General features: G+C 67.8%; 11 protein-coding genes. 9 read left to right on the top strand and 2 right to left on the bottom strand.

Translation table 11 applies throughout. The annotated features are described in order from the left end of the window. Positions 1-335: 335 nt before the first annotated feature. The 8 genes from B3E91_RS19025 to B3E91_RS18990 all read left to right on the top strand — a co-directional run bounded on the left by B3E91_RS19025 (position 336) and on the right by B3E91_RS18990 (position 9,621). Complete coding sequence (locus tag B3E91_RS19025) at positions 336-1,829, top strand: aldehyde dehydrogenase (protein WP_287031015.1); 1,494 nt, start codon at positions 336-338, stop codon at positions 1,827-1,829. A gap of 122 nt (positions 1,830-1,951) precedes the next feature. Further along, positions 1,952-3,322, top strand: coding sequence for an aspartate aminotransferase family protein (locus B3E91_RS19020; RefSeq protein WP_287030998.1), 1,371 nt, complete (start codon positions 1,952-1,954; stop codon positions 3,320-3,322). Positions 3,323-3,513: 191 nt separating this feature from the next. After that, the gene (locus B3E91_RS19015; protein WP_273229486.1) at positions 3,514-4,500 is read left to right on the top strand and encodes an ABC transporter substrate-binding protein; all 987 of its coding nucleotides are present in this window, start codon (positions 3,514-3,516) and stop codon (positions 4,498-4,500) included. A gap of 100 nt (positions 4,501-4,600) precedes the next feature. After that, a complete protein-coding gene (locus B3E91_RS19010) occupies positions 4,601-5,404 on the top strand; it encodes an ABC transporter permease (RefSeq protein ID WP_287030997.1) in 804 nt (267 codons plus the stop codon). Further along, on the top strand, positions 5,392-6,225 hold the full coding sequence (locus B3E91_RS19005) for an ABC transporter ATP-binding protein (RefSeq protein WP_287030996.1): 834 nt from the start codon (positions 5,392-5,394) through the stop codon (positions 6,223-6,225). The genes B3E91_RS19010 and B3E91_RS19005 overlap by 13 nt, the downstream gene beginning before the upstream one ends. Positions 6,226-6,446: 221 nt before the next feature. Beyond that, complete coding sequence (locus tag B3E91_RS19000; RefSeq protein WP_287030995.1) at positions 6,447-8,039, top strand: GMC family oxidoreductase; 1,593 nt, start codon at positions 6,447-6,449, stop codon at positions 8,037-8,039. A gap of 132 nt (positions 8,040-8,171) precedes the next feature. After that, positions 8,172-8,603 carry a PaaI family thioesterase gene (locus B3E91_RS18995; protein WP_287030994.1) on the top strand — a complete coding sequence of 144 codons (432 nt, stop codon included), beginning with the start codon at positions 8,172-8,174 and terminating at the stop codon, positions 8,601-8,603. Positions 8,604-8,607: 4 nt separating this feature from the next. After that, a complete protein-coding gene (locus B3E91_RS18990) occupies positions 8,608-9,621 on the top strand; it encodes a zinc-dependent alcohol dehydrogenase (protein WP_287030993.1) in 1,014 nt (337 codons plus the stop codon). Between the two features lie 5 nt (positions 9,622-9,626). Here B3E91_RS18990 and B3E91_RS18985 read toward each other — a convergent pair whose 3' ends face one another. After that, the gene (locus B3E91_RS18985) at positions 9,627-10,088 is read right to left on the bottom strand and encodes a MarR family winged helix-turn-helix transcriptional regulator (protein ID WP_287030992.1); all 462 of its coding nucleotides are present in this window, start codon (positions 10,086-10,088) and stop codon (positions 9,627-9,629) included. Between the two features lie 91 nt (positions 10,089-10,179). Here B3E91_RS18985 and B3E91_RS18980 point away from each other — a divergent pair, with 91 nt between their 5' ends. Then, positions 10,180-10,788: a glutathione S-transferase N-terminal domain-containing protein gene (locus tag B3E91_RS18980; RefSeq protein WP_287030991.1), complete on the top strand. Its 609-nt coding sequence runs from the start codon at positions 10,180-10,182 to the stop codon at positions 10,786-10,788. 34 nt (positions 10,789-10,822) lie between these two features. Here B3E91_RS18980 and B3E91_RS18975 read toward each other — a convergent pair whose 3' ends face one another. Then, positions 10,823-11,560 (bottom strand): SDR family oxidoreductase, encoded by a 738-nt coding sequence (locus B3E91_RS18975; protein ID WP_287030990.1) that lies wholly within the window; start codon positions 11,558-11,560, stop codon positions 10,823-10,825. Positions 11,561-11,668: the final 108 nt, after the last annotated feature.

The raw sequence follows: 11,668 nt of genomic DNA, 5'->3' as shown, positions 1-11,668 counted from the left end.
GATGCTGGCCGCCACCCGCCAGCGGGTGAAGGCGGCGCGACCTTCGCCACTATCCGGCTGCGCACCCGGCACCGAAATGAAGCGCCAGGCAGCCGCCTCGCGCGCCGCCCTCGCCCTCCCGAAAGCCCTAAAAGAACAAACCGGAACCTGCATCGCCGCCTGCGAGCACTCCGCTCCGCCGCGGTGCCATGCGCCGCACCACGAGCGTGCGAGAAGCGCTTTTTCGGTGCGCGCAAAGCCAGCTTTTTCGTATGTCCCGAGCATATTTTTAATATTTTTCCTTGTGTCGCCCTTACGCCACCATCCGCTCACAGCAACGGGAAAAGGGGATGGCGGTGTACGAACTCAGCGACTGGCAGCAACGGGCGCAGCAGCAACGCTTCATCGACCGCGCGATCATCGGCGGTCGCCAGGTCGGCGCGCAGTCGGGGGCCACCTTCGCCTCGATCAATCCGGCCACCGGCGCGCTGCTGGCCAATGTCGCCGCCTGCGATGCCGCCGATGTCGACCTCGCGGTAAGCGCCGCGCGGCGCTCCTTCGAGGCCGGCGTCTGGTCGCAGCGCTCGCCGGCCGAGCGCAAGCAGGTGCTGCTCAAGCTGGCCGAGCTGATCCTCGTTCACCGTGACGAACTGGCGCTGCTCGACTCGCTGAACATGGGCAAGCCGGTGATGGATGCCTGGAACATCGACGTGCCCGGCGCCGCCGGCGTGTTCCGCTGGTACGCCGAAAGCCTCGACAAGCGCTACGACGAAGTCGCGCCGAGCGCGCGCAACGTGCTCGCCACCATCACCCGCGAAGCGCTGGGCGTGGTCGCTGCCGTGGTGCCGTGGAATTTCCCGCTGGACATGGCCGCCTGGAAGCTCGCCCCGGCGCTGGCCGCCGGCAACTCGGTGATCCTCAAGCCCGCCGAGCAATCGCCTTTCTCCGCCCTGCGCCTGGCCGAACTCGCCCTGGAAGCGGGCATCCCGGAAGGCGTGCTCAACGTCGTCACCGGCCTCGGCGAAACCGCCGGCAAGGCGCTGGGCCGGCACATGGACGTCGACTGCCTGGCCTTCACCGGCTCCACCGAAGTGGGCAAGTACTTCATGGGCTACTCGGCGCAATCCAACCTCAAGCAGGTCTGGCTGGAATGCGGCGGCAAGAGTGCCAACCTGGTGTTCGCCGACTGCCAGGACCTGGACCTGGCCGCCGAGAAGGCCGCCTTCGGCATCTTCTTCAACCAGGGCGAAGTCTGCTCGGCCAACTCGCGACTGTTGGTGGAACGCTCGATCCACGACGAATTCGTCGAACGCGTGCTGAGCAAGGCCCGCGACTGGCAACCCGGAGATCCGCTGGACCCGGCCAGCCGCGCCGGCGCCATCGTCGAGCAGCGGCAGACCGCGCGGATCATGGAATTCATCGACAGCGCGAGGAACGAAGGCGCGCATCTTGCGTGTGGCGGAAGGCAGCTGAGTTTCAACGGCTCGGACAACTTCATCGAACCGACCCTGTTCACCGGGGTGACGCCGGACAGCAGCCTGGCCCGCGAGGAAGTGTTCGGCCCGGTGCTGGCGGTGACGCCCTTCGACAGCGAAGAGCAGGCCGTGCAACTGGCCAACGACAGCGTCTACGGCCTCGCCGCCTCGCTGTGGAGCGACGACCTCAACCGTGCGCACCGCGTGGCGCGCCGGCTCAGGGTCGGCACCGTGTCGGTGAACACCGTCGATGCGCTGGACTTCAGCACGCCCTTCGGCGGGGGCAAGCAGTCGGGCTTCGGCCGTGACCTGTCGCTTCACTCGTTCGACAAGTACACCCAACTGAAAACCACCTGGTTCCAACTGCGTCCGTAGGGTGCGCCATGCGCACCGGAGGAACTCCGGTTTGTAGGGTGCGCCGTGCGCACCAGACGAGCCGATCAAATTATTAACGGTGCGCACGAAGCACCCTACACGCCACTGGCGGAGACCTTGCGATGACTGCCAAGCACACGACGAAGGAATACCAGGCCCTGGATGCCGCGCACCACATCCATGCCTTCCTCGATCAGAAGGCGCTCAACGCGCAGGGTGCGCTGGTGATCGCCAAGGGCCAGGGCCTGAACCTGTGGGACAACGACGGCAAGCGCTACCTGGACGGCATGTCCGGCCTCTGGTGCACCGCGCTGGGCTACGGGCGCGCCGACCTGAACGCCGCGGCGACGCGCCAGCTGGAGGAGCTGCCGTACTACAACCTGTTCTTCCACACCACCCATCCGCGGGTGATCGAGCTCTCCGAACTGCTGTTCAGCCTGCTGCCGGCGCATTACAGCCACGCGATCTACACCAACTCCGGTTCGGAGGCCAACGAGGTGCTGATCCGCAGCGTGCGGCGCTACTGGCAGATCCTCGGCCAGCCGCAGAAGAAAGTGATGATCGGCCGCTGGAACGGCTACCACGGCTCCACGCTGGGCAGCACCGCGCTCGGTGGCATGGGCTTCATGCACGAGATGGGCGGCATGCTGCCGGACTTCGCCCACATCGGCGAGCCGTACTGGTTCGCCGAGGGCGGCGATCTTTCCGAAGAGGCGTTCGGCCTCAAGGCCGCGCGTGAGCTGGAAGCGAAGATTCTCGAACTGGGCGCGGAAAATGTCGCCGCCTTCGTCGCCGAACCCTTCCAGGGCGCCGGCGGCATGATCTTCCCGCCCGCCAGCTACTGGGCGGAAATCCAGCGCATCTGCCGCCAGTACGACGTACTGCTCTGCGCCGACGAAGTGATCGGCGGCTTCGGCCGCACCGGCGAGTGGTTCGCCCACCAGCATTTCGGTTTCCAGCCGGACACCCTGACCATCGCCAAGGGTCTCACCTCCGGCTACATCCCCATGGGCGGCCTGGTGTTCAGCGCGCGCATGGCCGAGGTGCTGGTGCAACAGGGCGGCGTGTTCGCCCACGGCCTGACCTATGCCGGGCACCCGGTGGCCGCCGCGGTGGCCATCGCCAACCTCACCGCGCTGCGCGACGAGAAGATCGTCGAGACGGTGAAGAACGACACCGGCCCGTACCTGCAGAAACTGCTGCGCGACACCTTCGCCGCGCACCCGCTGATCGGCGAAGTGCAAGGCGCCGGGCTGGTCGCCGCGTTGCAGTTCACCGAGGACAAGGCCACGCGCAAACGCTTCGCCAACGAGAACGACATCGCCTGGCACTGCCGCACCGTGGGCTTCGACGAAGGCCTGATCATCCGCTCGACGCTGGGCCGGATGATCATGGCGCCGGCGCTGGTCGCCAGCCACGCCGAGCTGGACGAACTGGTGGAGAAGACCCGGCGCGCGGTGGATCGCACCGCGAAGGAGCTGGGTTTGCTCTGAGATTGCCCCTCGGTGCGCACGGCGCACCCTGCGGCCATGCAGCCGTCGGGGCGCCGCGCGCACCGGAACACCGAACCAACGCTGCACCGCCGAACATGAACCCCACCCGTCAGAGGTGGGGTCACGGAACCCCTGGGCCACTGGCCACCCCTGCCCCGACCTCGAAAGCCAACCGTCTGTGGGAGTTTTTCATGCACAAGTCCTTGCTCAAGCGCACCTCGCTGTCCCTCGCTACCCTGGCACTGGCCATGGGTGTCGCCACCGGCGCCCAGGCCGGCAAGCTGTCCATCGGCCACACCACCTGGGTCGGCTACGGCACCCTGTACCTGGCCCGCGACCTCGGCTACTTCAAGGACGCCGGCCTCGACGTGGAACTGACCACCATCGAGGAAGCCTCGATGTACATGGCCGCCCAGGCGTCGGGGAAACTCACCGGCTCGGCGTCCACCATCGACGAGATCCTCAAGTACCGCTCCAAGGACTTCTGCTTCAAGGCGGTGGTCGCGCTGGACGAATCCCACGGCGGCGACGGCATCGTGGTGAGCAAGGACATCACCGACATCAAGGGCCTGAAGGGCAAGTCGGTGGCGGTCAACGAGGGCTCGGTGTCGCAGTTCTGGCTGTCCTACCTGCTGAAGCACGCCGGCATGAGCATGGCCGACGTCGAAGTGCAGAACATGACCGCGGATGACGCCGCCTCCGCCTTCATCGCCGGCCGCGTGCCGGCCGCCGTGACCTGGGAACCGAACCTGACCATGGTCAAGCAGAAAGGCGCCGGCAACGTGCTGGTCGACAGCAGCAGCACGCCCGGCGTGATCGTCGACGTGGTGGCGCTGGATTGCGGCGTGATCGAGAAGCAGCCGGAAGACGTCAAGGCGCTGGTGGCCGGCGTGCTGAAGGCGGTCGAGTACACCAAGACCCATCCGAAGGAAGCCTACGAGATCATGGCCAAGGGCGTCGGCGGCTACCTGTCGAAACCCGAGGACCTGGCGGAAGCCGCGAAGGGCGTGAAGTTCCTCGACGCAGCGGATAACCAGAAGCTGCTCGGCGTGCCCGGCAAGGCCGGCGACATCGCCGGCATCATCAGCCTGGCCAACGAGACCTGGAGCAGCCTGCAGGGCAAGCCGTACGACGTGAAGTACGAAGACCTGGTCGACACCTCCTTCGTCACGCCGTAAGTGCTCTGCTCCCCTCTCCCACTTGTGGGGAGAGGGGACTGACGGTGGTCACCTGCCGTTTTCCGTGCGTCTTCCAAATATCCGCAACACGAGGTGGTTCATGGCCACGCAAAAATCCTGGTTGCAGCGCTGCCTGACACCCAAAGTTGAACTGCCGGGCAGGCTCGTGCTCGGCGCCGGCAGCCTCTGCTGGCTGCTGGTCTTCGGCCTGTGGGCCGGGTTTTCCTATGGCGGCGTGGTGCCGTCGATGTTTCTGCCGACGCCGGGCGACGTGCTCGCCGCCGGCGCCCGCCTGGCTGGCGACGGCACGCTGAGCAAGCACGTGCTGGCCAGCCTGGAAGTGGTGCTGATCGGCTTCGTCGTGTCGTCGCTGGTGTCGGTGCCGCTCGGCCTGCTGATGGGCAGCTTCCGCATCGTCCAGGCGTTCCTCGAACCCCTGGTCAACTTCATCCGCTACCTGCCGGTGACCTCCTTCGTGCCGCTGTTCATCCTGTGGATCGGCATCGGCCTGGAGCAGCGCGTGGCGGTGATCATCTTCGGCGTGTTCTTCCAGCAACTGGTGATGATCGCCGACGTCTCCAAGGGCGTGCAGAAGGACCTGATCAACGCCAGCTACACCCTCGGCGCCAGCCGCCGCGACGTGGTCCTGCACGTGCTCGGCCCGGCCTCGCTGCCGGGCATTCTCGACACCCTGCGGGTGACCATGGGCTGGGCCTGGACCTACCTGGTGGTGGCCGAGCTGGTCGCCGCCTCGAGCGGCCTGGGCTACATCAGCCTCAAGGCCATGCGTGGTTTCCAGGTCGACGTGATCTTCCTCGCCATCGCCATCATCGGCCTGCTCGGGCTGATTACCGATCAACTGTTCCGTCTGCTTCGACTGAGGATTGCCGCATGGGCGCAGTAGCCAAGAAACCCTACATCATGCCGCCGCTCAGCGAGTACGCCGACGTCGCCGCGCGCCTGCGGGTGGACAACGTCAGCCTGCGCTACCAGTCGCCGAAGGGGGAAACCTTCACGGCCCTGGACCGCGTCTCCTTCGAGGTGCCGGACCAGCAGTTCGCGGTGATCGTCGGCCCTTCCGGCTGCGGCAAGTCGAGCCTGCTCTACCTCACCGCCGGCCTCAACGAGCCGAGCGAGGGCGACATCTACGTCGGCGGGCGGAAGGTCGAGGGCCCCGGCGCCGACCGCGGCATGGTGTTCCAGGGCTACACGCTGTTCCCCTGGCTGACGGTTCGGCAGAACATCGAATTCGGCCTCAAGCGTCGCGGCCTGCCGCAGGACGAAATCCGCACCATCGTCGAGTTCTACCTGGGCGAGGTCGGCCTGGCCAAGTTCGCCGAGCATTATCCCAAGCAGCTCTCCGGCGGCATGATGCAGCGCGTCGCCATCGCCCGCGCGCTGGCCAACGACCCGCAGATCCTGCTGATGGACGAACCCTTCGGCGCCCTCGACAGCCAGACCCGTCTGCAGATGCAGCAACTGCTGCTGCAGGTGTGGGGCAACAGCAAGAAGACCGTGGTGTTCGTCACCCACGACATCGACGAGGCGATCCTGCTCGCCGACCGCATCTACGTGATGGGCGCGCGCCCCGGCCGGATCAAGGAAATCCTCGACGTGCCGATCGAGCGCCCGCGCACCCTGGACGTGGTCATGGAGCCGGAGTTCATCCGCATGAAACGGCACATCCTCGGCCTGCTGCACGACGACCTGGAAGAGGTGCACTGAGCGCCTTGCGTAGGGTGCGCCATGCGCACCAACCCCAACCCTTGCAAACCGGTGCGCGCGGCGCACCCTACGGCTCCATTTGGACTTCGCGTTTCGTAGGGTGCGCTTCAGCCCACCGAAAGGCTTCAGTTCCGTAGGGTGGGCTTCAGCCCACCGACGCCCACTCGACTTCCGTCCTTCCCGCGCAGGCGGGAACCCCGCGAGCCCCCCTTGAGGTTTCCATGGCAAAAGACACTTACGACTACCTGATCGTCGGCGCCGGTTCCGCCGGCTGCGTGCTGGCCAACCGCCTGAGCGCCGACCCGAGCGTGCGCGTGTGCCTGATCGAGGCCGGTGGCAGCGACGCCAGCCCGCGGGTGCAGACCCCGGCCGGCACCATCACCCTGTACAAGAGCCGCGTGTTCAGCTGGAACTACTTCTCCGCGCCGCAGAAGAACCTCGCCGGACGCAGCCTGCACACCCCGCGCGGCAAGGCGCTGGGCGGCTCCAGCGCGATGAACAGCATGATCTACATCCGTGGCGATGCCAGCGACTACGACCGCTGGGAAAGCGATGGCTGCCCCGGCTGGGGCTGGCAGGACGTCCTGCCGTGGTTCAAGCGCTCCGAAGGCAACCGCCTCGGCCAGTCGCCGCTCTACCACGGCACCCAGGGCGAACTGCTGGTGGACCGCCCGCGCGACCCCAACCCGCTGTCGGACGTCTACATCCGCGCCGGCGAGCGCCTCGGCCTGCGCCGCAACGACGACTTCAACGGTGGCACGCTGGAAGGTGTCGGCCTGTACAACGTCACGCAGAAGGACGCCAGGCGCCTGTCCAGCTACCGCGCCTTCGTCCACCCGGTCCTCGAGCGGCCGAACCTCAGCGTGCTCACCGGCTGCCAGGTCGGCCGGCTGATCCTCGACGGCAACCGCGTCAGCGGCGTGGAACTGCAGCAGGACGGCCAGTGGCGCATCCTGCACTGCAGCCGCGAGACCATCCTCTGCGCCGGAGCCCTGGGTTCGCCGCACCTGCTGCTGAATTCCGGCATCGGCCCGAAGGACGAACTGGAAGCCGCCGGCGTGGCCTGCAAGGTCGACCTGCCCGGCGTCGGCAAGAACCTCCAGGACCACATCGACGGCCTGGTCACGGTGCGTTCGAAGAGCCCGTTGTCGCTCGGCTTCTCCCTCGGCGCGCTGCCCAAGATCCTGGCCGCGCCGTTCAAATACCTGGCGCGCAAGACCGGCTGGCTGACCACCAACTACGTCGAGGCCGGCGGCTTCGCCCGCACCCCGCTGTCGGACACCCTGCCCGACGTGCAGATGCACTTCGTGCCCGGCTACCGCAGCCACCGCGGACGGCTGTTCGAGTGGGGCCACGGCTACGCCATCCACACCTGCGTGTTGCGCCCGAAAAGCATCGGCGAAGTGCGCCTCGGCGCCGGCCGCAGCCTGGAGATCGACTTCAACTTCCTCGACGATCCCGAGGACGCCAAGGTGCTGGTCGAAGGCGTGAAACTCGCCCGGCGCATCCTCGCCCAGCCGGAGTTCGACGGCCTGCGCGGCGCCGAGATGCTTCCCGGCCCGCAGGTGCAGAGCGACGAGCAACTGCTGGCGCACCTGCGCGACTATGCCGCCACCGTGTTCCACCCGGTCGGCACATGCAAGATGGGCAGCGACGCCATGGCGGTGGTCGACCCGTACCTGAATGTGCGCGGCGTGGACAACCTGCGGGTCGCCGATGCCTCGATCATGCCGACGCTGATCAGCGGCAACACCAACGCGCCATGCATCATGATCGGCGAGCGCGCGGCGGACTTCATCGCCAACCGGCGCTGACGCGCGGCACCCGCGCGGACGATTTCGACCTCGAAGCTATCAAATCAACAAAGTTGACTTGATAGCCGGGCGGCGTATAGCTTATCGGCATCCATCCCGCCGCGCGGGATACGTCGATGAGGACAGCGCAGCATGATCGAAGCGGAAATCTCCGGCCTGCAGGCCTTGCGTGCCCTGATTCGCGGGGAGCTTCCGGCTCCCTCCATCGGGCAGACCATGGGCGTCACGGCCGTCGCGGTGGAGCCGGGGCGGATCACCCTGGAGGCGCGGCCCGACGCTCGCCACCTCAACCCGGCGGGCGCGGTGCATGGCGGTTTCGCCGCCACCTGCCTGGACGGCGCCGCGGCGCTCGCGCTGTTCTCCACGCTGGAGGCGACCACCGCCCACTCCACCGTGGACCTCAACGTCAAATACCTGCGCCCACTGACGGCGGGCGAAACCTATCGCGTGGAAGGCTGGCTGGTGGAGCGCACCCGCAGCCTGGCGATCTGCGATGCCCACGTGCTCGATGGCGCCGGCAAGCTCTGCGCCAAGGGCACCACCACCTTCATGATCAAGGGGTGAGCCGATGCAGGAACTCAGGGTTCTTAGCGCCGGCCGCCTCGCCTGGGTGGATGCGCCCTCGCCCCGTCTTTCCGGACCGGGCGGCGCGCTGGTCCGGCCCATCGCCTCGGCCTCCTGCGACCTCGACCGGCGCCTGATCGCCGGCGTCACGCCCTTCAAGCCGCCCTTCGCCCTCGGCCATGAATGCGTCGCCGAAGTGCTCGAAGTGGGCGACGAGGTGAAGAGCGTGCGCCGCGGCGACCTGGTTTCGGTGCCCTGGAAGATCGCCTGCGGCCAGTGCCGGCAATGCCTCGCCGGCCGCGCCACGGCCTGCACCTCGGTGCCTCGCCACGCCGCCTATGGCGTACCCGCCGGAGGCAACTGGGGCGGCCTGTTTTCCGAGGTGGTGCAGGTGCCCTTCGCCGACGCGATGCTGGTGCCGCTGCCTCCGGGACTGAATCCGCTGGCGGTCGCCAGTGCCAGCGACAACCTGACCGATGCCTGGGTCGCCGCCAGCCGGCCGATCGCGTCGCGCGACGAGGCCCGCGTGCTGGTGGTGGGCGGAACGGAAAGCCTCGGCGTACTGGCGGTGCAGATGGCCGTCGCGGCGGGCGCCGGCAGCGTCGACTACCTGGACGACAGCGACTACCGACGCGCGCTGGCGCTGCGCAGCGGGGCCAACGTCGAGCCGGGCGAAACCCTCGACGAAGGCTACGACGTGGTGATTTCCGCCACCCGCGATCCGCAGGCGCTGCACCGCGGGCTGCTCGCCCTGGCGCCCGGCGGGCACTGCTCGTGCATCGGGATCATCTTCGAGGACCCGAAGATTCCGCTGTTCGGCATGTACCTGCGCGACGTCACCCTGTCGGTGGGCGTGTGCAACGTGCGCCCGCACATTCCCACGGTGTTCGACCTGGTCGGCAGCGGCCGCTGCGACCCGCTGCTGGTCAGCCCGACGGTGGTCTCCTGCGAGGACGCCCCCGAAGCGCTGGTCGCGCCGCAGGCCAAGTGCATCGTGGTGCGCGAGCGGATCACCTGAGCCGGTCAGTTCAGGCGTTCGGCGAGCGCACGCATCACCGCGTCCCAGGCGTCGCGGCCCGCCGCGTCGGTGGCGGCGAACGCCTCGCGCAGGGCGTTCCGCTCCAGCTCCGACGCCTGCCGCTCCACGGCCTCGCCGCTCTCGCTGAGGACCAGCAGCTTGAAGCGGTGACGCCCCGCCTGGCGCGTGTAGCCGACCAGCTCGCGCTCGAACAGGTGGGTCAGCGGCCGGTGCAGCGCCTGCTTGCTGACGCCCAGGGTGGCGGCCAGGTCGCCGACGTTGATTTCCTCGGAACGCGCGATGACATAGAGGATGCGGTGATGCACCCGCGACAGTCCCAGGGTGGCGAGAAACCGGTCCGCGTCCACCGTCAGCCCGCGGAAACCGAAGTGCAGCAGTTCCAGGGAAGGGTCGAGCGGGTCCAGCGGCTGCATGCGCACCGAGGCGACATTGATTTTCCTGTCCATGACCATGAGGCATTCACCCAGCTAAAGTGCCACGGAGCCTAAGCCTCCCCCACCTCCGGAACAACCCGGACAACGCCAACAGGACCTTGCCATGCAACTCATCCATGCCGCCGCCTCGCCATTCGCCCGGAAAGTCCGGGTAGTGGCCAGCGAAACCGGGCTACTGCAACGCATCGAGCTGATCGATACGGCCGTGCTGCCGACCACCCTCAACGAGCGGGTCAACCGCTTCAATCCGCTGGGCAAGATTCCGGTGCTGCTCACCGACGACGGCGAGGCACTGTTCGACAGCCGGGTGATCTGCGAATACCTCGACAGCCTGCACGACGGCGCGCCGCTGTACCCCGCCGAACCCGCCACGCGCTGGCGAACCCTGCGCCTGGCGGCGCTGGCCGACGGCCTGATGGAGGCGGCGCTGCTGGTGCGCTACGAGCGCGCGGTGCGCCCGGCCGAGCGGCAGTGGGACGACTGGGCCGAAGGCCAGTTGGGCAAGATCGGTCGCGCCCTGGCGGTGCTGGACGAACACGCCGGCGAACTGCAGGGGCCGCCGGACATCGCGCAGATCAGCGTGGCCTGCGCCCTGGGGTATCTGGATTTTCGCTTCGGCGATCTGGCCTGGAGAGACGCCTCGCCCCGGCTCGCGGCCTTCCAGGAGGCGTTCGCCGCGCGGGAGTCGATGCTCGGCACCCGCCCGGCGTAAGCGCTGCGCAGGCGGCGACCCGCGCGGCGCCGGGTCAGAACGGGCTGGCGGTAGGCCGCACGATCAGCTCGCTGACGTCCACGTCCGCCGGCTGCTCGACGGCGTAGGCGATGGCGCGGGCAATGGCCGACGCCGGGATCGCGATCTTGCGGAATTCGCGCATCTCGGCGCGTCCGCCCTCGTCGGAAATGCTGTCGGCCAGCTCCGACTCGGTCACGCCGGGCGCGATCACGGTGACCCGCACGTCGCCGCCGACTTCCTGGCGCAACCCTTCGGACAGCGCGCGCACGGCATACTTGGTCGCGCAGTAGACCACCGCCGTCGGGCTGACCGCGTAGGCGCCGATCGAGGCGATGTTGATGATCTGGCCCGACCGCCGCTGCTGCATGGACGGCAGGACCGCCGCGATCCCGTGCAGCACGCCGCGGATGTTCACGTCGATCATGCGGTTCCATTCCTCGATCTTCAGCGCGTCGAGCCGGGAAAGCGGCATCACCCCGGCGTTGTTCACCAGCACGTCGACGCGCCCGTGCAGCTCCAGCGCGAAATCGGCGAAGGCCTGCACCTCCTCCAGCCGCGTGACGTCCAGCGAGCGCACCTCGGCGCTGCCGCCCGCCGCGCGGATTTCGTCGGCGATGACCTGCAGGCGCTCCGTACGCCGCGCGCCGAGGACGACCCTGGCGCCCTGGCTGGCCAGCAGCCGCGCGGTGGCTTCGCCGATACCGCTGCTGGCGCCGGTGATGAGGACGACTTTTTCCTGATGACTGTGCATGGCTGATTCCTCGCTCGATTCGGAATTCCCGCCGAAGCGGGACTGAGACTGAGGGTAAGGGCTCGGGCAATGCGGGGTTATCCGATTCCTGCCGGTTGCTTGCACGAT

The organism is Pseudomonas sp. UBA6310 (genome assembly GCF_002438225.1).
GTDB lineage: Bacteria > Pseudomonadota > Gammaproteobacteria > Pseudomonadales > Pseudomonadaceae > Pseudomonas_O > Pseudomonas_O kuykendallii.
This window is presented reverse-complemented; position numbering and strand designations above follow the sequence as displayed.